The 26,262-nt window shown below is 51.3% G+C and carries 14 protein-coding genes and 1 pseudogene; 12 read left to right on the forward strand and 3 right to left on the reverse strand.

The window, feature by feature from the left end; all coding sequences use genetic code 11:
• Positions 1 to 181: 181 nt before the first annotated feature.
• From LX98_RS04645 to LX98_RS04665, 5 genes and pseudogenes are all read left to right on the forward strand, one after another.
• Complete coding sequence (locus tag LX98_RS04645; protein ID WP_496427780.1) at positions 182 to 1,204, forward strand: TIGR03013 family XrtA/PEP-CTERM system glycosyltransferase; 1,023 nt, start codon at positions 182 to 184, stop codon at positions 1,202 to 1,204.
• A 42-nt stretch (positions 1,205 to 1,246) separates the two neighbouring features.
• Complete coding sequence (locus LX98_RS04650) at positions 1,247 to 2,071, forward strand: XrtA system polysaccharide deacetylase (RefSeq protein ID WP_496427781.1); 825 nt, start codon at positions 1,247 to 1,249, stop codon at positions 2,069 to 2,071.
• A 711-nt stretch (positions 2,072 to 2,782) separates the two neighbouring features.
• Positions 2,783 to 4,108: a hypothetical protein gene (locus LX98_RS04655; protein ID WP_496427782.1), complete on the forward strand. Its 1,326-nt coding sequence runs from the start codon at positions 2,783 to 2,785 to the stop codon at positions 4,106 to 4,108.
• A gap of 189 nt (positions 4,109 to 4,297) precedes the next feature.
• Positions 4,298 to 4,444: pseudogene (locus tag LX98_RS04660) on the forward strand (hypothetical protein); the annotation flags it as partial.
• 781 nt (positions 4,445 to 5,225) lie between these two features.
• Positions 5,226 to 8,930: a LamG-like jellyroll fold domain-containing protein gene (locus tag LX98_RS04665; protein WP_496427783.1), complete on the forward strand. Its 3,705-nt coding sequence runs from the start codon at positions 5,226 to 5,228 to the stop codon at positions 8,928 to 8,930.
• Between the two features lie 396 nt (positions 8,931 to 9,326).
• Here LX98_RS04665 and LX98_RS04670 read toward each other — a convergent pair whose 3' ends face one another.
• Positions 9,327 to 9,557, reverse strand: coding sequence for a hypothetical protein (locus tag LX98_RS04670; RefSeq protein WP_496427784.1), 231 nt, complete (start codon positions 9,555 to 9,557; stop codon positions 9,327 to 9,329).
• A 368-nt stretch (positions 9,558 to 9,925) separates the two neighbouring features.
• Here LX98_RS04670 and LX98_RS04675 point away from each other — a divergent pair, with 368 nt between their 5' ends.
• Both LX98_RS04675 and LX98_RS04680 read left to right on the forward strand, forming a co-directional pair.
• Positions 9,926 to 10,102 (forward strand): hypothetical protein, encoded by a 177-nt coding sequence (locus LX98_RS04675; protein ID WP_496427785.1) that lies wholly within the window; start codon positions 9,926 to 9,928, stop codon positions 10,100 to 10,102.
• Between the two features lie 737 nt (positions 10,103 to 10,839).
• Positions 10,840 to 16,557, forward strand: a complete 5,718-nt coding sequence (locus tag LX98_RS04680) for a golvesin C-terminal-like domain-containing protein (RefSeq protein WP_496427786.1) — start codon at positions 10,840 to 10,842, stop codon at positions 16,555 to 16,557.
• 406 nt (positions 16,558 to 16,963) lie between these two features.
• Here LX98_RS04680 and LX98_RS04685 read toward each other — a convergent pair whose 3' ends face one another.
• Both LX98_RS04685 and LX98_RS04690 read right to left on the reverse strand, forming a co-directional pair.
• Positions 16,964 to 18,322: a VanZ family protein gene (locus tag LX98_RS04685; protein ID WP_496427787.1), complete on the reverse strand. Its 1,359-nt coding sequence runs from the start codon at positions 18,320 to 18,322 to the stop codon at positions 16,964 to 16,966.
• Between the two features lie 360 nt (positions 18,323 to 18,682).
• Complete coding sequence (locus LX98_RS04690) at positions 18,683 to 18,886, reverse strand: hypothetical protein (protein WP_496427788.1); 204 nt, start codon at positions 18,884 to 18,886, stop codon at positions 18,683 to 18,685.
• 1,285 nt (positions 18,887 to 20,171) lie between these two features.
• On the opposite strand from LX98_RS04690, the gene LX98_RS04695 reads away from it, so the two are divergent.
• The 5 genes from LX98_RS04695 to LX98_RS04715 all read left to right on the forward strand — a co-directional run bounded on the left by LX98_RS04695 (position 20,172) and on the right by LX98_RS04715 (position 26,242).
• Positions 20,172 to 21,740, forward strand: a complete 1,569-nt coding sequence (locus tag LX98_RS04695; protein WP_496427789.1) for an oligosaccharide flippase family protein — start codon at positions 20,172 to 20,174, stop codon at positions 21,738 to 21,740.
• A gap of 118 nt (positions 21,741 to 21,858) precedes the next feature.
• A complete protein-coding gene (locus LX98_RS04700; RefSeq protein ID WP_496427790.1) occupies positions 21,859 to 22,611 on the forward strand; it encodes a methyltransferase domain-containing protein in 753 nt (250 codons plus the stop codon).
• Positions 22,612 to 22,625: 14 nt separating this feature from the next.
• On the forward strand, positions 22,626 to 24,026 hold the full coding sequence (locus LX98_RS04705) for a polysaccharide pyruvyl transferase family protein (protein WP_496427791.1): 1,401 nt from the start codon (positions 22,626 to 22,628) through the stop codon (positions 24,024 to 24,026).
• Between the two features lie 1,049 nt (positions 24,027 to 25,075).
• Positions 25,076 to 25,435 carry a hypothetical protein gene (locus LX98_RS04710; protein WP_496427792.1) on the forward strand — a complete coding sequence of 120 codons (360 nt, stop codon included), beginning with the start codon at positions 25,076 to 25,078 and terminating at the stop codon, positions 25,433 to 25,435.
• Between the two features lie 27 nt (positions 25,436 to 25,462).
• Positions 25,463 to 26,242 (forward strand): sugar phosphate nucleotidyltransferase, encoded by a 780-nt coding sequence (locus LX98_RS04715; protein WP_496427793.1) that lies wholly within the window; start codon positions 25,463 to 25,465, stop codon positions 26,240 to 26,242.
• Positions 26,243 to 26,262 lie beyond the last annotated feature (20 nt).

A 26,262-nucleotide genomic window follows, 5' to 3' on the forward strand; every position in this document is an offset into this window, starting at 1 on the left:
GTTTCACTCAATAAGATACATACAGGATTTGTTTTACAATTTCCATTGTTGATTACGTTTCGTTTTTTCTAAGACTTCGGATCAAGCAAGGAGGCGGATCCAATGACCGGTCAAGGATGGACAAAATATTTTGATTGTTTCGGCAATAAATACGGTTTGCCTTGCACCCTCGGGGTCTCTTATGGGAAGTCCATGGAAATTATTTCCTCATCTTGCCCCAAACCGGTGGATCAAAAAGCGTGTCCTCATTATAGGAGACGGGCATCTGGCCCAAGACCTGGCACGAGTTTTGGTGTTCGACCGGTCTTATCGGTATGACGTCAAAGGGTTTCTGTCAAATAATCCTGCACTTTTAGGAACTTCAATGGTCAATCCCAAAGTGATTGGGACGATCAATGAGTTGTTTGCACTTTCCGAAAAACACCAAATAGAGATGGTTGCAGTTTGTGTAGAAGATCGTCGGGGGACTTTGCCCCTGGATTCCCTCTTGGATGTGAAGTCCATGGGTCTGGAGGTGATTGATGGGCACCGCCTATATGAGACCGAGTGTGGACGCCTGTCAATCGACGAGCTCAAGCCGAGCTTTCTTATTTTCTCCTCAGGATTCAGGCGAAAACCGATCATTATGTTTCTTAAGCGCCTTGGGGATATAGCAGGTTCGCTCCTTGGCCTCGTAGTGTTAGCCCCTCTGATTGTCCTAATAGCCTTATTGGTAAAATCAGACTCCCCCGGGCCGATCTTCTATCGGCAGACACGGGTAGGGCAGCATGGGTATCCCTATACATTATTAAAATTTCGTTCGATGCGAGCTGATGCCGAAGCCGAAGGTATCCAGTGGGCGGCCCTGGGAGATGCGCGTGTAACGAAAACGGGAGCCTGGCTTCGAAAGCTTCGCTTGGATGAATTACCCCAATTACTTAACGTCCTGAAAGGGAATATGAGCCTGGTAGGCCCTCGACCCGAACGTCCGCACTTTGTTCAGGAACTACGAAAATCTATTCCATATTATGACCTTCGACACACGGTTCGTCCAGGAATATCTGGTTGGGCGCAGACCTGTTTCCACTATGCCGGGTCTCTGGAAGATTCGCATGTCAAATTGCAATACGATCTTTACTATGTCAAAAATCTTTCCTTATGGTTGGACCTACGAATCCTTGTCCGCACAATTAGGGTCGTCTTCAAGGGCGAGGGTGCACGTTAAGGCCAAAGGATTTGAACGTAAATTGAAAGATGAGCATTTGCCATGATCCACGGATTGAGCTTCGACATTGAAGAACATTTTCAGGTGGCCGCCTTTGATTGTGTGGCAAGACGACGGCATTGGGAAAGCCATGAAAGCCGGGTTGAACGCAACACCCACCTTATCCTTGATCTTCTGGAGGAGCGGAAGATTCATGCCACGATGTTTGTGCTGGGATGGGTGGCGGAACGACATAAAGGTCTAATCAGGCGCATCGTGGAAGCGGGGCATGAATTAGCCTCACATGGGTATGCGCATGAGCTCATTACAGGGCAAACGCCTCAGGTATTTCGGGAAGATATCCGGCGGGCCAAACATATTTTGGAAGATATCGGAGGTAGGCCTATTTTGGGTTACCGAGCTCCGACTTTTTCTATTACCAGGGAATCAGAATGGGCTTTGTCGATTCTAGTAGAGGAAGGGTATCACTATGATTCCAGTATTATGGCGTTCGTCCATGATTACTATGGAATTCCCGGAGCCATCTCCACCATCCATACCATCTCCACCGACTCTGGACCCATTTGGGAGGTGCCACCTTCGATCTGTAAATGGGCCGGGATGACGTTTCCAGTTGCCGGAGGGGGATATTTTCGTCTATTTCCGTATCGGCTCCTCAAGCCATTCTTGCAGCGAATCGAGTCCCAGGGGCATCCTCTCATTATGTACCTTCATCCGTGGGAGCTGGATCCTTTTCAACCCCGTATGAAGGGTACGATGCTTTCTGAGTTTCGTCATTATTTAAATCTAGGAAAGGTTCAAAGCCGCCTCACTCAACTGTTGCAAGATTTTTCATTCGGACCGTATCGCAATCTCCTCACCCATTAAATGGTAGATCGTGTCTGTCGGTACTCCCCGCATTATCTATTTCGATTCTCATTATACCTCCTGAAATGATCTCCAATTTTAAGTCCTCTGGCAAGTCTATTCGCAGAGCTAGCTGCAAGAATCTGAGCCACTGCAGGTGCGGGTACGGACCTTAAATTTTGAGATGGTTATGCTCAGAACGAAAATAAGCTTTCTAGAGGGCAATGTTATTAGGGCGTTGGAAGCGACGTACATGTCTCGCTGGGGGTTACCTTATCCATGTGGCTGGGTAAGGGTTTTTGACTATCCGCCCATCAGAATTGACGGTTCAGATTGATATAGCCTACGAGTTGTCTGTCTAAAGGGCCAGTTCAACCTTTAGGAAAATCACCGTGGTGCTATTACAAGATTGTTGTCCTTAGTTCATGATTTCAGAGCAAAACAGCAATAGGTCTATTTTGTGGTCGTCAAGATTTTTCAGCTTGTGGCTGAATTTTTTAATTTTATGACCGATAGAGTACCTTATGGAGGATTTTTCCCAAAGCCTCTTTGTTTTTTAATTTGAGGGCGACATTTTTTGACTTAAATTTTTTAAGCCTATCCATGGGATCCTGATGCCAGCATTTTGACAGGGTCTGCGGTGATCTTTGTTTTCACGGGGTAACTTGCGTGGGCGGTTTTTGCTTGCAGGTCTAGGATTGTAGCCAGATGAAGGGGGATGTAATTTAGTGTATGGTTAATCGAGGTATACTACGTCTGGTTATTTTCGTCGTATTCTGGGTGATGGCTCACCCTCCGAGTCTCGTCTCAGCTGCCCTTACTCTGGAATCCTCCTTTAACGTCACTCAACAGTATACGGACAATCTTTTTTACGCTGATAAGGACAGAGAGGATGATTTTGGAACCTATTCGGGACCCAATCTTGAGCTTAAATATGCCAACCCTGACATTGTGATTGGCGGGACGTATTTCGGCCGGTTCGTTGCATATGTCAACAACCCTGACCAAAATCGGTATATCCAAAACGCCAATCTTATCTTGGAGCTCCCGTTTTTAACCAAACAGTATAAGAACTTAACAGTGAAAATCGATGAAGACATGAATTTCACCCCTCAATTAGATGCCTTCTCTTTGTCTGGGGCGCAGGATGCCTTCACCACGCCTGGAGTGCGAGCTGGGACTGGGGGGGTCTCCGAGGTCTCCTCTACTTCTTCACAAGGTGTTGGTGGGACGCAGGGGGTGTATACGAGCCGTGCGAGTTCGTTCTTGAATCGGGCCGGTGTTACGCTAGGGTATACCTGGTCACCTCGCATGACTCCCACTCTGGCGTACAACAACCAATATCGCCATTTTTTTTCAAATCAATTTCAAGATTCCATGATACACATGGGATCATTTTCTCTGCCTTATGAGTTGACGAATGCCACGATCGGTGCTTTATATGCCTATCGGCAAACAGAATTTATTGGTAAATCCACCGAAAACACCTCTGCGGATCAAATTATTGGCCACAATGTACAACTGCAAATTTCCTATAGTTTTACTTCTTCGTTGAGCGGGTCTATCCGTGGTGGAATGGCGTTTACCAAACAAAAAAAAGCTGAAGAATTTAATGAGGGAGGTTCTACGACCGACCTTTCCAATAAGTGGCAGACCAATCCCATTGGCGGAGCGACGCTGACAAAAACATATCGAAATGGGAGCATTTCCCTTGATGCTTCTTCAACCATTGGGAGTGGCGGAGGATTAGCCTCTCAAGCGACCCAAACGCGGATCCTTACGGGAAGTATTCAACATGCTCTGACTTTAAAGATGAATACCTTTGCGTCTGTTGGGTACGCGCAGAATAAGTCGGTCGGTGATGGAGATGCCTTGGACACAAAGACGTATCGGATCCAATCTGGAGTTGGGTATGGTTTTTTGCCATGGCTTTTCGGCAATCTGATCTATTCCCACATCGACCAACGTTCAAAGGGCTCCGCGGCTGGTAATGTAAAAGTCAACGAGATATATTTTGGATTCACTGCCGTTGCGGATCCCTGGGTTTTGATAAGATAAAGAAGGGAAGAGGGATGGTTTTTTTCATATACTTGGAATATCTTTTCTTGGTTGTTTTTGATCCACGAATAATACACGCCCAAAGGGCACGGATCCTCCACTCTGATCCTGCAGACAATTAATGGGTTACGCTGAAACATGGGACAGATAATTAACTGCTAGGATAATGCCGTTACGGAGAGTTTCTTTCACGCACTGAAAGTCGAATTTGTCCATCGCGAAAAGTACATCACTCGACGGGAATCCCAATTCCGCATCTTTACAATCCATCGAAAAATATTTCAATCGGCAGAGAATTCATTCTGCGATGGGACATCAAATCCCGATGATATTTGAGGTGATAGCTTAACTTCCTTTCCGATGTTGTGGGGGGAAGATTACTATCGCCTAAATTAGGTCAGCCCTTAAATTTCTCCTAAAAATGATATTCCCCTTTAGTAAACCAAGAAAATTTTTTGTTGATTGTTTAGGTAGAAAGCACTGTATTATAATGCATTCACTATATTTAGAAATCCTACATCGGTATCTGGACTTTCCATAAAACAACCCCCAACATTAGCGAAATGGCAAAGAACTCTCCCCCTTTACCCCCTTTCAATAGTCCAATTCTCCCAACTTCCACAGAACTTGAATTCGTCCCAAAAACCGCAGGAACATAAACTTACAAGAACCCCCCGAGCATTCAAGCAAGAGGATATAGCAAGGAGGCAACATAAAGATTCTCTCCTTTCTTCTACCCTCTGCTAGGGGCCTATGGATGGGGCAGACTCAGGAGATTTCCCTACCTGGGGAAACCATGATTTAAAAAGTTCTTTCGTTGTGCCTGTAAAGGATAGAAACCATAAGAATATTGGACATTTTCTTAGAAGTGATTTTTCGACAATAGGTTTTCCTTTCTGACGCAATGAATTTACTTGTCATATTGAACAGGCTGTGGGGAATCGAAATTCTTCCTGCAGGTTGTTTTATACAGCTGAAGAAATTCTTGATTTTACCGACACCACTGAAGTTTCGGAGAGGTGACTTAATAGGTAACCGCCGACCCCAGACCCCTGAGATAGAACACAAAAGTTCTCAAATCCATTTGGATGATGGTGAGTAACAATGGAGGAAACCAATGTCTCAAGAATGTGGAAAATTTAAAGGTGATATGTTTTTTATAACCCTGATCGGCCTGTGGGGCAGCCTTTTTTTGACGACTCCACAATTAGGCTTAGGGACGGCTTTGGGAGACACCACTATGGGTCTCGACTTTCCAGGAAGTGCTGCTGTACCCAACTCAACGACCATGCGCTTTAAATTTACCAATCCCCAGAATAACGGTCTTCCGATTTACGGGTCCGGAGGGAATGGCCTTACGTACATCTGGCGTGCTTACCCCAGACAACAGTCCGGATACTACACGGCGTTTTTCTGGGGAAACGATGATGGGCGGGGCGATCTCAGCACGTTCTTGTGGACAAGTAATGGGGGCGCCGATTCGTATTACGGCGCTCACCCATACCCGCTAAATCCGCCAAACGGCAATACCCACAATTGGGAAATTTCCGTGGAACAGGCTGATTATACAAACGGTGCCGTGGTATATAACCGCTGGTATACCCAAGCCCTTCGCGTCTGGGCAGATGCGAACGGCAACAAGCACCATGAGTTCTATTGGGACCTCCCGAATACCGATTCCAGTCATGTGGTGAATCGTACCTCACCACCCGATTGGGGTAACGTCAATCCTCCTGCTCCAGCACTCACCTGGGGCGATGCGCCGTGGGCACCTGGTAACGAGATATGGAACGGTATCCTGCGTGGCATACAAGTCTACTCCGGTCTCTTGACCACGAGCGAGATGTTGAGCGAAGCCAATGCCCCCCTTTCCACGGCAGCTGGCGCCAACACTATTTGGTATCTCAACATGAACCCGACACCGACGGATATCTCAGATAAGAGCGGGAAGGGGCATCACCCATCATGGGTGGGCAGTGCACGTCCAACGCTCTATTCTGATACTAGTTCACCCGACACTACCCCTCCGACGATTTCTAATATTGTCAGCAGCAGCCTAGAAACGACCGCGACCATCACATGGACAACAAACGAGCCTGCGGACAGCCAGATTGACTATGGTCTAAACAGTACATTGGGAACATTCTCAGTGTTGGATACGACCCTGACGACCAATCATTCCGTGACACTGACAGGGCTGCAAGACGGCACCACGTACTTCTATCGAGTGCGCTCGCGAGATGGCTCGAACAATCTTACCGTCAGTGCTGAGCAGACCGTGGCCACACAAGTATCGGGTACAATCCCACCGACTGTTTCAATGCCACCGCTGGCCCATTGGACATTTGATGAAGGTACCGGCGTGACGGCATTCGACAGCTCAGCAAATGGCCACAACGGCATAGTAGATGGGGCTGCATGGACGACTTCCGGAAAACTCAATGGCGGTCTCAAGTTTGATGGTAACAACGATTTCGTCGATGTAGGAACATGGGACGTATCGGGAAGTGCAATAACCCTCGCCATGTGGTTTAAAGCCGATAATTTCGGGAATTCCGACGCGCGCCTTTTGACGAAATCCACCAACACCGCAGAGCAGGACCACTACTTTATGCTCAGTACGATTCAAAGCGGCGGGATGAAACTACGTTTTCGATTGAAGACCGATGGTACCACCCATACTCTTGTTGCAAATTCTGGCACATTGACTGTCGGCGAATGGATACATGCAGTTGCGGTGTATGACGGCAGCCAAATGCGGCTCTATAAAGACGGCGTCGAGGTAGGAAGCAGAAGTAAGACGGGAGCATTGAGTACAGATAATACGGTGAAAATTCGCATCGGTCAGAACCCCAATGGCTACGGTTCATTTGACGGACTCATGGATGACGTTCGCGTCTACAATCGTGCGCTGACGCCAGCTGAAATTCAGCAGCTCGCTGCGGGAGTGCCGGACACGACGCCGCCGATTATTTCCAGTCTTGCCAGCAGCAGTACAGAAATGACCGCGACCATCACCTGGACTACAAATGAAGCTGCGGACAGCCAGATTGACTATGGTCTTAATAGCACCTTGGGAACCCTCTCAGTGCTGGATACGACCCTGACGACCAATCACGTCGTGACCCTGGCGGGGCTGCAAGCCGGCACCACGTACTTCTATCGAGTGCGCTCGCGGGACGCCTCGGGCAATCTTACCGTCAGTGCTGAGCAGACCGTGGCCACATCCGACACGACGCCGCCCGACACCACGCCCCCGACGGTCACGCTGACGGCCCCCAGCGGGGGCACCGTCTCCGGCACGGTGACGGTCACCGCCAGCGCCAACGATAATGTCGGCGTCGCGGGCGTCCAATTCCGGCTCCAGGGCGCCAACCTCGGCACCGAAGATACGACCAATCCTTACAGCATCAGCTGGAATACTACCACCGTTCCAAATGGCTCCTATGTTCTCACGGCGATCGCCCGCGATGCGGCGGGCAATACAAAAACCGCCGCCTCCGTCACGGTCACCGTGGACAATACCACCCCACCACCGCCTTCCGGTTCGTCCCTCTTCGTCAATTTTCAACCGTCCAGCTCGTCCGTCCCCAGTGGCTATCAAAAAGATGACGGCAGTGTCTACACCAGCAGCCGTGGCTACGGCTGGACCACTTTCGTCAACATCCGCGAGCGGGATGCCCACACCGATCAACGGCTCGACACATTCATTCATTTTGACTCCGGCACCAGTGTGACCTGGAAATACGATCTCCCAAATGGCGACTATCTCGTTTCGCTAGCCAGCGGCGATCCCAGTTATGAGCAAGGCCCACATCATATTACGATCGAAGGCATCACGGTCATTAACAACCAGACGACTGCCAGCAATCAATTCATTACCATCACGAACCATCCCATCACCGTCTCGGATGGGCAATTGAGTCTGCAATTGACTCGGACTTCTTCTACACATACCATCTTGAATTATGTGATGATCACCCCGGCGTCACCCGATACCACGCCCCCGACGGTCACGTTGACGGCCCCCAATGCGGGCACCGTCTCCGGCACGGTGACGGTCAGCGCCAGCGCCAGCGATAATGTCGGCGTGACCGGCGTCCAATTCCGGCTCCAGGGCGCCAACCTCGGCACCGAAGATACGACCAATCCTTACAGCACCAGCTGGAATACTACCACCGTGCCGAATGGCTCCTATACTCTCACGGCGATCGCCCGCGATGCCGCGGGCAATACAAAAACCGCCGCCTCCGTCACGGTCACCGTGAGCAATACCGACACACCGCCACCCCCAAGCGCAGGAACCCCCGTTATAGCATGGACAGCGGCCGATCAAAATCCTAGTGGCAGTTGGAGAAATTCCACTTGGGCAAATCGGAGTTTTCGGGTCCTACTTGATGGGAGTGCTATCACCACAAACGGAACGACGGTCCAACTGACTTTACGGGGTCGGCCTTCGGGTAATTACACCGTGCAGCGGGCCTCTTTGGTGCAGCGAGAGGGAAATACGCTCAATGGCGTGGATGGGACCAATCGCCAAGTCACCTTCGGTGGCACGTGGGAGGCAGGAGTCACCGTGCCAGCCGGGGGGACTGTCACCAGTGACCCCATCCCATTTGACCTGATCGCGGGGCAGGATGTATTTCTGACGTACTGGGTCTCGTCAGGGAATCCGACGGTCTATCGGTCTGGAGGAGCCAACACATCAGCCTGGACGATAAATGGAACGGACCAGAGTTCGACGATTGACTGGGAAAGTCTGGCGATTACAGCAACTCGGTCTTATCTCTATATTGCGGAGAGCTTGGGGGTGATCAACTAACAGCTATTCAAAAATATAAATATTACATGTTCCTAGCCCCTTGAGTAACCTACGAAATCCTCCTGCCCCCTCTTTCAAAGTGTCAGGGGGATTTACCGGTCCGGTGTTTCCACGGAATTCTCTATCGGCATACTGCGGGTTTGTTTTTTCATGTCCCTAAAGAGTTTGTCTCTTAAATCGTCTGATCGAGCGTTCTGGGGGTTGTCAAGTCAACTGTGTGTCGCCCCAATCCGCGGGTGGTTTGGTCAACAGAGGCCGTGTGGCGTCACCCACGTGTTTTTCACCCTCGCTCCGTCCCTTCGGTCAGACTGCTCCCTTCATGTTTCCTCCTTCCCTGTGCTCACCCCTACCTCAGTTTACCTCTGAGCGGTTTCCGCACAGCGCGTCCGAATCTCCTCACACAGGCGCCACCGACATTACTGTACTTTGAGAATGGCCGCGCTGGTATGCCGGACCACTTTCCCCGCTATCTGATACAGCAGTCAGCCCACGGTTCCGACTTGGCACCGCTTCCAGACCATGGGGAAAGGCCAACATCTTGAACAGCACAAACAGGTTGTAGGCCAACACGCTAATGCGAAAGAACACGGCATTGGCTGCGAAGGTCCCACATGGTAGTCGCTCCATCCCAAAGCCAATCTTTAGTTCTTTAGATGCGATTCTTTTTGCCATGCAATGCGCGGTTTCGGCGAGGTGCCTATGGCTTTAGGGCTGGCCACTGAGTGTCAGGGATAGCAACAATGGCGTCCTGCACGACTGTATCCTGCACGCCCTCCAATGGCAAAGGTTACCGTGTGTTTCTCACACAAGTTGAACATTTCCGTTTGGTATGCCGCACTAGCCGCCTGCACATGAGCAATTCCCTTATCTTTGTGCATCTGCCCCGCACAGGCCTTGGTGAATTCCAGATTGCGGGAGGCTGGGGACTCATTGTCTTGTGTAAGCTTAACTGTGTAACTGGCAATTATGACCGTTTCATTCAAGAAGGAGGACTGATGATCAGAGCCAAAACCCCAAACAAAATGGATGTGCTGTTTGATGAGCTGTTGGAAGAATGTGCCTCACCCGAAGACATATTCGTCAAACATGAGTTAGTGAAACAACTGACGGAGCGACTCATGGAAGGTGCGCGGCAGTGGGCGCTTGATAAACTCACCCATGGCCAGGGCTAAATTCAACAGTTTTGGGCCTTGTGGCTAGCTTGTCAGAAGCGCCCATGATGCGGATTCGGATCAGCGGCAGTGCTATGTGGGGGGCGGGTGGAAGGGTTACCATCTGGCCAAATGGCGCGGCCCAATTGATATTTTTTTAGAGGTAGCTCGATGACCTATGTGAGCGAATACTTTTGGCTCTCCCTGGCATAATTGGCTGGGTCGGCTGAAGGCGATTAGTGGGAGAGGATTCTGCCCATTGCGACCACCCAGCCTTCTTGATGGCACTCAATAACGCATATCTTCGTAGCGAGGACTTCCTGAACCCCAATCAGGTCTTGCGAAGGAAACCGCATGACTTCACTCGTTTGATACTAGGACCGTTATGTCCGGTAGCGCGGGAAGGTGCTGAGTGTGAAATCCTCTGTGTCCTGTCATGATCCATGTTTACCTTTGGCTTTTAGCAAATGAGCAGTATTTAAAAACAAAATTGGGGCTTCAAACCACAAATTTGGTGAATGATCCATATGGTCCTCCGAAAACCCTAAATTCCGTATGATTTTTCCATTCTTTTCTGCCAAGGCAAAAGGCCTTTTTAATCCCCATTCCCGGCTGATCGCCCACCCTATGGGTTATTTCTAATAATAGGAATTGGCTGTACAGTCCGCACAGAGGATCCATAAAACTTAACCAATGATTAGACCGTAACCTATCTGTCAAGGAACTTTCTTTAACAACATGGCAGGAGTCTGGCAACTATGAACTGTACGATGCGCGTGATTTTTTCTGTTTTTCTCTTATTTTTTTTCACATTAGGCGGGTCGTATATTCTTGGGCTCAATCAAGCTTTGGCCGACGGACTTCCGGTCGTGGACATCAAGGCGTGGGCGCATGATGCGGAACTCACGTTGCCGTCAAACCAGACAAGGCTGCAGGTTGCGGCTTCCCAGGCCCATCACGGTCTGAATCCGTTGACGTATCGGTGGATTAAGGTCAGTGGCCCACCTTTAGGAGAGGTAACCTTCCTGCCTAATGGTAATGAGGATGCGGACATCACGACTGCCACGTTCCGAGGCAACGTTGCCGGTATTTATACGCTGCGAGTGATCGTTTCCGATGGCCTACAGAAGGAGTCGATCTCCGAGGTTGAGGTTTCGATTAATCCGAAGCGATCAGATGCCAGATCGGGAAATGCCAAGGTCAGGGTGGAGCGCCATGGTGGGCGGAAGGTCATGACCAGGGTCGATAGAGTAATTGTACGCTTCGAGATAGATACAAATGATAAGAAGGGATCGCTACCATTGTCTGCGGCTTCACTGGCAGTCATGGATTCGCTTGGGGCCAAGTTGTCGAAGACCTGGCTAGAAGGACGTTTCGGTTTTGTTGAGCTGGCGCCCGGAGTGAATTATCAAGTCGCCTTGGACAGATTACAGGCTTTGCCTGAGATCCGATATGCCGTCGCCGACCAGTCCATAAAGCTCGACCAATATGTGCCGAACGATTCACAGTTTGACACCCAGTGGGGACTCAAAAACACGGGGGGGGTCGACATCCGTGCTACATTTGCTTGGGACCAAACAACTGGCAACGCCCATAGTCTTGTGGCGGTGATGGATACAGGAATTGACTATACACATCCGGACTTGTATTTAGCGATTGCTATCAACAATGGCGAGATTCCCACCTCGTTGCTAGGCCAACTCATCGATACTAACTCAAATGGGTTGATCGATTTCTACGATCTCAATTCGCGTGATGCGAATGGTGACATCATTCTCGATGAATCCGGTGTAAAGTTTAATCAGGCCCTTGTATCTGACCACAACGGAAACGGTTACATCGACGCGGGCGATTTGCAGGTTCCAACGTGGAGTGACCAGATTGATGGCGATGGTAATGGATACGTGGATGACCTCTCCGGCTGGAACATCCTAAGCGATAGCGACGATCCGATGGATACACATGGGCACGGCACCCATGTCACCGGCATTATCGCCGGGCGAGGAGACAATGGAATTGGAATCGCAGGAGTAAACTGGCGAACCCAAATTCTGCCTGTGCGGTTTCATGACGGTGGCGGTGGGTCGGTCTCAGATGCGATTCAGGCCATAGAATATGCTGTGTTGTTGAATCCAGACGTGATTAACGCAAGTTGGGGGACAGTCATCGATAACCCGGCGCTGAAAGAAGCGGTCCAGTGGGCAGGAAATAACGGTGTGGTATTCGTCGCGGCAGCTGGCAATGGGTCGAACAACATAGGTGACCCGGCTTTCGCCTACTATCCGGCGGCTTATAATGACCTGACCAATCTCATTAGCGTCGCTTCGGTGGATCCCAGCGGCAGCCTGTCTTCGTTTTCAAACTACGGCTTAAATGCGGTCGACCTTGCCGCCCCGGGAGCAAGTATTCTAAGTACAGGGCTTGGCGGAAGCTATGTTCTTTGGAGCGGGACATCCATGGGAGTGGCTCATGTCTCTGGCACAGTTTCGCTTCTGGCTGGACTTTTCCCAGATCAATCGCCTGACTGGCTTGTCAACCGAGTGCTATCAACCGTTAAAACGCTTCCAGACCTCGAGTTCAAGACACGCACCGGCGGTATGGTAGACGCCTTTTCGGCGGTGAACACGCCGAGCCTCGCAGGCCCTCGAATTGTTATAGCAAGCCCAATTGGCGATGTTTTGGGGCCGACCGATCGAGTCTTTCTCACTTTTGATAGTGCCATGTTGGCTCAGACATTCACAACAGACGACATTGAAATCCTCGGACCTTTAGGTTCTATTACCCCCACGGCCGTGAATAAGATCACGGACTTCATATTCGAGGTAGTGTTCCCGTTGCAAGCTACAGTCGGTCCTTACACCTTGCATGTAGGCCCAGAAATTCAGGACAACCTAGGTCGATCTATGGATCAGGACAGGGACGGTAGTATCGGGGAGAGCCTTCATGATCGTTTTACTGTGGTTTTTCGCTTGTTACCACCTCCAACCGCATTGATCCTTGACGATGGGGAGGCGGGGTACAGTGCCAGTGCGGGATGGACCACGTACACCGGGGTCGGGACGCAAGGGGACTTTGCGTATAAGGCGGTCGGCAACGGGACGGAAACGGCCACATGGACGCTGAGCGGGCTGCTCCCCGGGCAATACCAAGTGGCGGTGACCTGGCAGGCGTACACCAATCGAGCCATAGATGCGCGCTATACGGTACTGGACGGGGCCACGGCGTTGGGAACGGTGAGTGTTGATCAGCGTCAGAACCCGGTTGGCTTGGTCGAGAACGGGGTGTTGTGGCAGGACGTCGGAGTGTATGAACTGACAGGTGACACCTTGGTGGTGCGACTGAGTGACCTGGCCGGTCCGGCTGGGAGTTACGTCATTGCCGATGCTGTGCGCGTGGAGCGCGTAGGGGAGGGGCCAGTGGGCCCGGAGGTTCAGGTGCGGGTGAGTGGAGTGGAGGTGCCCGACGGCACGGGATCGGTAAGCTTTGGCAGTACGGTGGTCGGCACACCGGTGTCGCGGACGATTACGGTAAGCAACGTGGGCACGGTCGATCTCGAGTTGGGCACGATCACGTTACCCACCGGGTATAGCCTGGTCACGGGCTTTGGAACGACGCTGGTGGGTCCCGGTCAGACGACGAACTTTGTGGTGCAGTTGGATGCGGTTGTGGTGGGCACGTATGGGGGAGTGCTCAGCTTCGGCTCCAACGATGCGGACGAGAATCCCTTCGATTTCAGCGTGTCTGGAACCGTAACGGGGGGAACGGTGCAAGTCCCGGAGATTCAGGTGCGGGTGGGTGGTGGGGAGGTGCCCGACGGCACGGGGTCGGTGGGCTTTGGCAGCACGGTGGTCGGCACACCGGTGTCGCAGACGATTACGGTAAGCAACGTGGGCACGGTCGATCTCGAGTTGGGCACGATCACGTTACCCACCGGGTATAGCCTGGTCACGGGCTTTGGAACGACGCTGGTGGGTCCCGGTCAGACGACGAACTTTGTGGTGCAGTTGGATGCGGTTGTGGTGGGCACGTATGGGGGAGTGCTCAGCTTCGGCTCCAACGATGCGGACGAGAATCCCTTCGATTTCAGCGTGTCTGGAACCGTAACGGGGGGAACGGTGCCCCTCGTTTTAATCCTTGACGATGGGGAGGCGGGGTACAGTGCCAGTGCGGGATGGACCACGTACACCGGGGTCGGGACGCAAGGGGACTTTGCGTATAAGGCGGTTGGCAGCGGGACGAAAACGGCCACATGGACGCTGAGCGGGCTACTCCCCGGGCAATACCAAGTGGCGGTGACCTGGCAGGCGTACACCAATCGAGCCATAGATGCGCGCTATACGGTACTGGACGGGGCCACGGCGTTGGGAACGGTGAGTGTTGATCAGCGTCAGAACCCGGTTGGCTTGGTCGAGAACGGGGTGTTGTGGCAGGACGTCGGAGTGTATGAACTGACAGGTGACACCTTGGTGGTGCGACTGAGTGACCTGGCCGGTCCGGCTGGGAGTTACGTCATTGCCGATGCTGTGCGCGTGGAGCGCGTAGGGGAGGGGCCAGTGGGCCCGGAGGTTCAGGTGCGGGTGAGTGGAGTGGAGGTGCCCGACGGCACGGGATCGGTAAGCTTTGGCAGTACGGTGGTCGGCACACCGGTGTCGCGGACGATTACGGTAAGCAACGTGGGCACGGTCGATCTCGAGTTGGGCACGATCACGTTACCCACCGGGTATAGCCTGGTCACGGGCTTTGGAACGACGCTGGTGGGTCCCGGTCAGACGACGAACTTTGTGGTGCAGTTGGATGCGGTTGTGGTGGGCACGTATGGGGGAGTGCTCAGCTTCGGCTCCAACGATGCGGACGAGAATCCCTTCGATTTCAGCGTGTCTGGAACCGTAACGGGGGGAACGGTGCAAGTCCCGGAGATTCAGGTGCGGGTGGGTGGTGGGGAGGTGCCCGACGGCACGGGATCGGTAGGCTTTGGCAGTACGGTGGTCGGCACACCGGTGTCGCAGACGATTACGGTAAGCAACGTGGGCACGGTCGATCTCGAGTTGGGCACGATCACGTTACCCACCGGGTATAGCCTGGTCACGGGCTTTGGAACGACGCTGGTGGGTCCCGGTCAGACGACGAACTTTGTGGTGCAGTTGGATGCGGTTGTGGTGGGCACGTATGGGGGAGTGCTCAGCTTCGGCTCCAACGATGCGGACGAGAATCCCTTCGATTTCAGCGTGTCTGGAACCGTAACGGGGGGAACGGTGCCCCTCGTTTTAATCCTTGACGATGGGGAGGCGGGGTACAGTGCCAGTGCGGGATGGACCACGTACACCGGGGTCGGGACGCAAGGGGACTTTGCGTATAAGGCGGTTGGCAGCGGGACGAAAACGGCCACATGGACGCTGAGCGGGCTACTCCCCGGGCAATACCAAGTGGCGGTGACCTGGCAGGCGTACACCAATCGAGCCATAGATGCGCGCTATACGGTACTGGACGGGGCCACGGCGTTGGGAACGGTGAGTGTTGATCAGCGTCAGAACCCGGTTGGCTTGGTCGAGAACGGGGTGTTGTGGCAGGACGTCGGAGTGTATGAACTGACAGGTGACACCTTGGTGGTGCGACTGAGTGACCTGGCCGGTCCGGCTGGGAGTTACGTCATTGCCGATGCTGTGCGCGTGGAGCGCGTAGGGGAGGGGCCAGTGGGCCCGGAGATTCAGGTGCGGGTGGGTGGTGGGGAGGTGCCCGACGGCACGGGGTCGGTGGGCTTTGGCAGTACGGTGGTCGGCACACCGGTGTCGCAGACGATTACGGTAAGCAACGTGGGCACGGTCGATCTCGAGTTGGGCACGATCACGTTACCCACCGGGTATAGCCTGGTCACGGGCTTTGGAACGACGCTGGTGGGTCCCGGTCAGACGACGAACTTTGTGGTGCAGTTGGATGCGGTTGTGGTGGGCACGTATGGGGGAGTGCTCAGCTTCGGCTCCAACGATGCGGACGAGAATCCCTTCGATTTCAGCGTGTCTGGAACCGTAACGGGGGGAACGGTGCCCCTCGTTTTAATCCTTGACGATGGGGAGGCGGGGTACAGTGCCAGTGCGGGATGGACCACGTACACCGGGGTCGGGACGCAAGGGGACTTTGCGTATAAGGCGGTTGGCAGCGGGACGAAAACGGCCACATGGACGCTGAGCGGGCTACTCCCCGGGCAATACCAAGTGGCGGTGACCTGGCAGGCGTACACCAATCGAGCCATAGATGCGCGCTATACGGTACTGGACGGGGCCACGGCGTTGGGAACGGTGAGTGTTGATCAGCGTCAGAACCCGGTTGGCTTGGTCGAGAACGGGGTGTTGTGGCAGGACGTCGGAGTGTATGAACTGACAGGTGACACCTTGGTGGTGCGACTGAGTGACCTGGCCGGTCCGGCTGGGAGTTACGTCATTGCCGATGCTGTGCGCGTGGAGCGCATTGGGGAGATGTAGGCCTATCCTTCGTAAACCGCGTGGCGGGTCATATGGTCAAGACGCAGGACACCAGTAACTGACGCGCCTGTCGGGCGCCCAATTTGCATCGATCTTTGGTGCGTATCGTTCGATTTCCCTGTAGGCCATCGGCCCACAGGGACCAATTGGGGGCGCTGGTTTGGAATTTTCAGCGGTACCGGGTATGGCTATTTGATGCTCCTTAATTTTGATGCAGGCCGAAGGGCAGGTTTGCAAACACACTTATTGAATCAACCAGGCACTAGCCCTTCAGGTACGGACCAAGCATGGCAACATGTCCTTCTTCTAGATATATCAGACAGGGAGAGGGAAGGTTGGTAACTGTCTCGATGTCAAGCATGGTGAGTCAGACGGACAAATTCAAGGGGGATCCTGTCCACGAGAATTATGGTGTTGATACATCCCGTTTGTGTATAGCCGAGGCTACGCAAAGCCCACCGCCTACACCCAGTAACAAATTCCAGTTTTCGAAATCAGGAAGCGCGGAAAGCCCCCCCATCGCTGCAATGGAAAAAGCACCGCAAAAACCGCCAACCCCAGCAAGAATCCACCAAAATGGACGATTTGATGTCGAACCGATCACACTTAGAAACAAGGTAGCAGTGAATGCGCCGGCGAGAATTGCCATCAAGGGAGCATCGTAATCAAATAGCGTCGTTCCAATCTTTCTTTTGGCAGCGATATTCAGTCGGCCAACGAGTTTTCCGTCGAGGTATACTTTCGATATCTTACCGTCATACGTCGCTGCTACAAATAGTGTTTTTCCTATTTTCAGCACTTCAGGAGTTCGTAAAGCAGGATCGAACCCGTTCGGGCCAGTGGCCGGGGTCCGCAGTCGGAAAACCATTCGACCTCCTTCCTGTCCCAGCGTAAAGTTCCTATTGTATTGATCTCTTGAAAAAGTAACGATACGGGCAGAGTCGAATTGTTCAAGACTATTGGTTTGAACCCACGCTACAAGCGTCATTGTCCCCCTCTTCACCAGAGCATCAAAAATCTGTTTTTCCTGATCTGGTTGAAGGATAGGTGTACCACGTTCCTGCTCAATAATCCTTGGTGGGATGAGCGCGAAAATCGGCTTGATCCCCACGCTTGGCTTCACTAAACGGCCTGACTCGGAAAAAACAGCGCTGAGAGTCAACAGTTGGGTTCGGCTTAAAGCCTGATCGAAAAGTCCAAGCGCATAAACGGTCCCGCTCCAAGGTCGGTCGCGAGTCAGTTCATCGTTGATTGCAATCCGATATGACGGATCCCAATTTGAAAAATCCGTGTCAAGCCCAGGTTGGGAAATAACAACAGAACATATAAACATTCCCGTGGCACTGCTGACTAGAAGCAATGCTCGAACGGTCGCTGGCCGTGGCGGGGATATATTGAGCGACTGATAAATGCTAGCTAGATACCAACCAGCAATTCCTCCCAAAATATTTGCAGTCATATCTATCACACTGGGATGGCGGCTTGGATAAATCAGCTGGATGATTTCCACGAAGCAGGTGAGTATAGCAATTGTGACGATTGCGAAAGGCAGTCGTTTTCCTCGTAGGGCTACTCCGATCGGGATGTAAAGGAGTAAGTTATTGAGCACGTCCATGAAGTCCGGACGCCAAGACACAAAGTTGATCGAAGGAGAGCGGAAATCGACCGGTATGGCTGTTGCGCCGATGATCAGTGCTACGGCAATGGGAAGCAGGCTAATATTGCTCGCGCCAATAGGGCTATTGTCAGATTTTGTACCTCTCATCAGAAATTGACCAGCCTGGAGTTTTACTATCTTTATCTTACGTTGAATAGGAGGCTATAAAAAAATGGTTTCCTCTAAAAATGGGAAGGGAATTGTGAGGATTTTAGACCAATCATCCGGATTCTTGTCCTCAATTCTCATTACATTCAGGTTTGTAGGTAAACCCCTTTAACTTCAGCCGGGGAAAACCCATAAAGATGACTTAAGTGAGGCATGTAGCGTGGATCCTGGTGGAAAAAGAAAGCTCTTTTAGCAAGAGCATGGGCCCTTAGAATAGCTGGTGCTTTTCTACCCTTCAGAAAAAGGCATCTAGAATAACCTTCCTCGTAATCTTGATGTGTGAGTTGAATGTTGAATGGTTTAATTTGACGGGCCACACTGCAATGCTTGCAGGGTAATCTCATCTTCAGACCCAAACAGATTCCCCAATAGAGTCACGTGGAGAACAAAAATGGATGCATGATAGGCTTTGCTCAGATCGGCGATGGTTTTGGAAAGACGTTCATAGACCATGTCGGACGGTATCAGGAATATCTTGTAATAGGGATCCGAGTGATCTTTCATTGATTTCTCAAGACTTCAACACCCTTCAGCTTCTTCAAGCAGTTTCCTTTATTCGCTTTCAGCCCATCTTAGGTTGAATGGAAGAATTCAAAACTAGTGTCACAGCTGCATCATCATCTTTATCCTAGGGAAAAGCATTGTCAAAAAAATGCCATATTGTAATCAATATCACTAGTTTTTGGTCAAAAATCAAATAGATTCAATTGGTTGTCAAACAGCTTATCCTCACTTCTGGTATTTCCGTCCAGAAAGGCTGTGTTTAAAAGGGATTTTCACTGAGCAAATCTGTAGTAGTTCTTTGAGTGAGGCCTTAAGGGTGGACCGCTTCTTGACGATAGACACAGGGACATAGACCGAGACGGCGGTCCAGGTTTGTACTTTCTAGGCGTTTTTCTGGCGTGACTGAGATTTTTTTACTCCGCAGATACTGGTCGATCCATTTGATAAACAACTTAATGTGCCACCGCACCTGGTACCGGGCACGGATAGATGGCAGCGGTCAGATCAACAAGGTTGGTTAGTGAGATGAGCGTCTTGCAAGACTCGAGATCTTGATCCGATACGGGGAGATGAATGGGGTACTTCTGTTGTGTGTAGAACCCGGGCAACACCATGGTCTGATCATTGTCACCTATTCTTCATCGCTGAGGGCTGAAATAGATGCTGCGACAATCGGGATTTGACTTGGGATAGGTAACAAAAAAGGCCTAGGTAAGATGAAGGTTGAACAGTTGTCCAGGCGCCCATAGCCCATGAAGTAAATTACTCCAGGTTTAAGGATCCGTAGATCGGGGCATGCCCCCTGTTCGAAAAGCTCAGGCCAGGGGCTTCTGTTTTGTATAGGATCTGGGCTTGCTTGTTCAGGCATCGGGCGAGGTTAAGGCAGATGGGGGTAGTCTCCGTGTCGACAAAACCACAACGTGCTAAAAAAAGTAATTCATATGCTTAAGCGGCTCGGAGCTCATTCAGCCAGACACTCCAGACACTATAGTGAACAAATATATATTTTCCTTTTTTGGGGAAGGTAGGTATCCGCAAAAATGACACCTCAATGGTATTCGCTATTCTACGAAATGAAATCATTCAAAAACATCTTTCTCATAAAAATTTCCTACGTGTTTATTAACGACATCCAGGAAAAATGATCTACTAAATGTTTTTCACAATGTTTCTTCTGAAAAATTTTGTTTATGTTTTTTAAACTCGGAGAATATCATAGAAATGGTTTCTTTTCTTCCCAGGCAAAAAGGTCTTTAAAAATCATATTCCCCAGTAAACATTTTCTGTGAGTCAATCAGAAATCAACGCCATGGGCATACGTGTTGGAGGCAAAATAAGCCGCATCAGAAACGTACTAGCGAATTGGGGCGGCTACATTTTCGCAGTCGGCGTTAACTTTGTTCTCTCTCCGTTCATCGTCCACAGCTTGGGGGATGAATCCTACGGTATTTGGGTGCTTCTGGGCTCGATCGTTGGATACCTCGGATTACTCGATCTCGGCGTTCGCGGGGCGGTTACGCGCTACATCGCCAAATTTCACGCTCAGGAGAGTCATCTGGAGGCAACACGGGTCGCCTCCTCGGCCCTGGTCGTATTCGTCCTGGTGGGGTTCGTTGCCATCGCCGTTGCCGGGGTCTTGGCCATCGTCATCGACCGGGTCTTTCAAATTCCACCAGAACTCGTCGCCGTCGCCCGTGTAGTCTTAATCCTGGGCGGCGTCAACATGGCGATTTCGATGATCAGCGGAGTTTATGGTGGCGTTGTAGCTGGACTCCAGCGCTTCGACATCGCCAATCTTTTCGAAATCGCAATCGGCGTAGTTCGCGTGATATTGGTCGTCCTCGCGCTGAAGACGGGCTACGGGCTGATTGCGTTGGCATTGATACAGCTGGGCGTGTCCGGGCTGCGGGGATTCGCGAGCTTTGTGCTCAGTCGTCGATTGTATCCACAGCTCAGCATTGGCTTTAAGGAGTGCCATCGCTCTCACGTGACGATGATTTTTTCGTTCAGCGTTTCAGTGCTCCTTTTGCAGGCCTCCGGGACGATTATCCTGTTTACCGACTCGATCGTTATCGGTTCATTCCTGCCCCTTAGTATGGTGACGTTGTTTGCAATCGCGTCCAACCTGACCGAGTATGCACGAGCGCCAGTCAGTGGCATCTCACAGACCCTGACGCCATCAGCAAGTGCGCTCGAGGCCGAAAACGAAGGAGACGAGTTGGAGCGCATCCTACTCGTCAGCGCTCGCATTGCGACGCTGATAGTATTGCCGATTGTTGTGACCTTCATCTTTCGAGGCGGGTCTTTCATTGGCTTGTGGATGGGCGAAGAGTATGCGAAGCCCTCTGGGGAAATTCTTTGGATATTGAGTTTGGCTCTCTGGTTCGCGATCGGATATCAGGTCGTAGTGGCCACTATGATGGGTATTTCAAAACATGCCGGGCTCGTCCCCGCATTTATTATTGAAGCGGTATGCAACATTGGCCTTAGTCTGTACTGGCTTCAATCGTATGGTATTGTCGGCGTGGCATGGGGAACAACGGCACCGCGGTTGGTGGCATCCATCATATTTGCGCCGTGGTACGTAAATCGAGTGTTGGGGACATCGATTCCCAAGTTCTGGCTTACCGTGTGGATTCGACCAGCGGTGGCGATCACCCCATTTGCGCTTGCGACCTGGCAAATCGAGCAGATCTGGCCAGCCGATAACCTGATTCTCTACTTCGCTCAGGTGGCAGCCGTCTTGCCGCTAGCGGCGCTCGGAGCTTGGGCCGTAAGCCTGACGCCCTCGGAAAGAAATCGCCTCGCCCCCCCTGGATTTTTGAGGGAAATAGTGAGCAAAAGCTCCGACTGACCTGTCTTGGCTCTCCTGTCCTATCGCCTTCAGAAACGACGACGGAGCGACGAGAAGTACTGAGATAGATGGGGGCGGGAAAAGATTTTGAAGTCCGCTCATCGAAAGGAGAAGTGTTATGGATAATATTGCAAAGGGTGGAGCAAATCCGTCGGTTGAGGCGCAACAAGCATACTGGGACGACCGGTGGGGGAAGCAGGAAACGCCCAACGAATGGCAGAAAAGGCGATCCCAAGTAATCATCAAGATGCTCAAGGGACTCCGGCTCGATCATCCGAGAATTCTCGATGTCGGCTGTGCAACCGGCTGGATGACCAAAATGCTCTCCGAGTTCGGTACGGCAGAGGGTGTCGACCTTTCCGAAGCGGCGATCGAGGCAGCCAAGAAGGACTTCCCCGGAATCAAGTATACTGCGGGCGATCTCTACGAAATCGAGCTGACTAGCGAGCCTGTCGATTTGGTCGTCTGCCAGGAGGTGATCCCCCATGTCAGCGATCAAGCTCTGCTAATGAAGCGGATCATGGATGTCATCAAGCCTGGTGGGTATTTGATTATTACTGCCGCGAATCGTTTCGTAATGGAGCGCATGAGAGATTCCGATGGCGTGGGCGTTGGAGGTGAGGACCCGGAGGATCACATTAAGAAATGGCTCGACATGAAAGAGCTAAAGGGTATCATTGAGCCATACTTCAATGTCCTTGACTCCACGTCGGTAATACCTATGGGCAACCGCGGTTGGCTGCGGATCATCAACTCGCCCAAACTCGCGAGGGCACTGAGTTGGTTCATCACACCGGCCCGCCTGGACGAGTTGAAGGAGCAGATGGGGTTCGGCTACTCGATTATCGTGTTAGGACAAAAGAAGTCGTGACGGAGGATGGTGCCGTGTCAACTGCAAGATCTCTAGGCCAGGTTTCCTCGTCGCGCCCTAAGCGGGTTGGAATCATGGGGCACGTGGGCAATGAAAATCTCGGAGACGAGTCGATTATTGCCGCGGTAATACAAAACATTCGCGATCGTTGGCCTGACGCAGAGATATGTGGTCTCACGATCACGCCGGTCGACACACAAAAGAGGCACGGGATTCCATCCTTTCCGATTCGCCGCGGGGCGGTCCCAATGCTTCCAGCCTCGCCCAGTACAGACTTTGCCGGATCTCCAGTAGCAGCGGCGACCGAGGCGTCATCGGGGTCGGCAGTGGTGGCCCAAGCACCGAATTCATCATTGCTTCAGGGCGTGAAGGAATTTGTGAAAACAATTCCAATCTTGTCCTCGCTGATGCGTGGTGCCATGGTGGCGTTGAAAATAATTCCCACGATCGCCAAAGAATTTGGATTCCTGCGCGAAAGCCGCCAACGCATTGAGGGCCTCGATCTGCTGATCATCGCCGGTTCCCACCAGCTGAATGATTTCGTGGGTGGCCCGTGGGCCTTCCCCTATACCGTTCTCAAGTGGACGCTTCTCGCGCGTAATACTGGAGCAAAAGTGGTTTTCCTGAGTCTGGGAGCGGGTCCAATTGAAACATGGCTCGGTCGGCGCTTCCTTCGGCATGCACTGCAACAGGCCAGCTATCGCTCCTATCGGGATGTGACCTCAAAGCGTTGGGTGGACACCCTCCAGGGATTCGATGCTGACCAGATCGTTCCCGATCTGGCCTTCAGTCTCCGATCCTCGATCCGCTCCAAAGAGTCCGATCCCAGTGACCGACTGCCTGTGGTTGGAATCAACTTACTGCCCTTCTACGGCGATTATTGGTTCGACAGCGACGCGGCAAAGTATCAGTCCTATGTCGCGAAGTTGGCCAGGTTCGCGGATTGGCTCGTAGAGCGTGATTGTGAAGTGCACTTCATACCGACTCAACTCAAGGTCGACCCCGAAGTGGCCACCCACGTAATCAATCAGATGAAGACCAAGGGCAAAGCGGAGTATGACCAACTCATCGTAGAACCAACTTTTCAGAGCTTGGACGATTTACTGAGCGCATTGGCAGAGCTGGACATCGTAGTCGCCACGCGTTATCACGGAATTCTGCTCTCCCTAGCGCTTCAGAAACCCGTTTTAGCGATTGCCTATCACGATAAGTCGCGAGATTTGATGAAATGGCTTGGCCAGGGCGACTACGTGATTGAGGGAGAGACCTTCGGAGTTGACGAACTGACCGACCGCTTCATAGCCTTGGAGGTGCATTCCGCCTCCATTACAAACTCGCTTCGAGAGCAGATGCCTAAATTCAATTCCGCGGTTCAGGCCCAATACGACACAGTTTTCAACCTGATAGACGGATAGACGGAGATCAGCGCGTTGCGAGAGCGAATCGCTCCGTGTCGTTCCACCAGCCCCCATCAATCAAATTGGACCCGAATCGCTTCGGATTTAAACCCGGACGCTTCCCGATTGTGACAGCGTAATCACTATGTAGATGTAGTCTGTGGAATACAGGTGCCCACGCATTTTCAGCGCCAAGCGTCGCTTTTCAACGGAGTTGATTAAGGCTTGTCAAATAGCCTGCATGTCCGCCCCATCCTTACGCCAAGCTTGCAAAGTAAAGTCCTTCCCACCTGCCGACCAGAAAAATGTCTGCAGCTTGTCATCGATCCGATCGGCACCATTATTAATATTGCAATGATTTCGACGATGAGAAGCCAGGCCAAGATCTCGTTCATGATTTACAGGGATATCATAAACGCTTTACGGCTACTTAAGTTTTTCAATTAGCTGATCAAGACGGAGAACAAGAAAATTTTTCTGACCCTTGATAACTTGATAGTCCACCATTCCAGGCTTGGCAAGAAATGGTCAACCAAAAAATCATACACAGAAAATTGCAGTCTTTCTTCTCCGAAAAAAATCAGACGAATATCTGACAAAGTGATTTTAAGTTGATGTGCATTCCAAACACCCTGTGAGGGAAACTCCCCCACACTTAAGGGAAACGATCAAGTGCACACGCGTTTGTAAACAAATACTTAAACCATCCGAAAATTGCTTATGCCCCATTGGGGGAATACATCTAATTCCCTAGTTAAATTATGATGCACTTAGAATTCAGCTAATTGCTTCGGGTTCCAGTCTGCCGTGGAGTTTTCACAGTTCGTCTGGAGGCGCCTGAAGTTCACTGCTTTTTATTATAGTTTCACCCATCCCCATTTTTCTTTGCAACGTTCAGGAGGACATGGCCGATATGTTCAACTCCTGCTGGGTTTTCGTCGAGAAGGCTCCGATCTACCTACTCGTCCAACACTTTTGGCGAGAGATCCTCGACATTGTGTTAAAAGCTGGATGCGGTGACGAGCGGTCCTTACAGACCCTGCCAAACGACTCCATCAAGGTGGGTAATGAACGCCTCGCATAACCCATCTATCTGCACGAAGAAACAAGAGTACATTGTTTTCCTGGTGTGGGGTAAGCTCGAGCATCTGGCGTTTAGGAAATCCGTTTTCGCGACAGTCTTGACCCGTCGCGAACTGCAGCAGGTTTTAGACCGGGAAAAGGCGGTTCTCAATATTTCTCGTGTCACTCGCAACCAGGGTGACGCCATCTTCAAGTTCTACCACACGCTAAAACTAGGGACGATTTACAGGATCATCTGGAGGGATCTGTGTCTGCTACGGATGTTCAGCCGTCCTTTCCGGCCATTGTTTAAGTCGATGCCCCCGTTTGCCGATAAAAATTTTTGTCCCGTTCTTCAGCTTTAAAATGAAAATCAATTGGAGAGACATTTGATGAAAGTTGTTCTGTTTTGTGGTGGCCAGGGGATGCGGATGCGGGACTATTCCTCCACGTTGCCTAAACCCATGATTGAAATAGGAAGCAGGCCAATTCTATGGCATGTTATGAAGTATTACGCTTATTTTGGCCACAAGGACTTTATTCTGTGCCTTGGCTACAAAGGGGAGAGTATCAAAGCGTACTTTCAGAACTATGACGAGTGTCTGTCGAATGATTTCGTTATGTATAACGGAGGCCAGACGCTACACCTTTACAATAATGACATTCACGACTGGAGCATTACCTTCGCCGATACAGGAATCTACTCGAACATTGGGCAACGCTTAATGGCTGTAAGAAAATATCTTGGGGACGACGATATTTTTCTCGCCAACTACAGCGATGGCCTGACTAATCTACCGCTGCCAGAGTTAGTAGACTTCTTGAAAAACAGTGACAAGGTTGGCTGCTTCGTTAGCGTAAGGCCAAATCTCAATTACCATTTCATTACTACCACACCAGAAGGCGTGGTCACGACGATTAAAAATGTTAAATTTACAGATCATCGTATCAACGGCGGATTCTTTGCCTTCAAAAAAGAAATATTCGACTATATTCACGATGGTGAGGAATTAGTACAGGAACCCTTCCAGCGACTCATCAAGCAAAACAAGCTTCTCGCTTACACATACGACGGTTTTTGGAAGGCCATGGATACCTTCGCGGACAAGAGAGAATTCAATAACTTAGTGGACGCCGGCGATACGCCTTGGCAACTATGGAACAAGGCCTAGTTAGGTTTATAGCTATAAGT

The sequence above is a fragment of the Nitrospira marina genome (genome assembly GCF_059568365.1).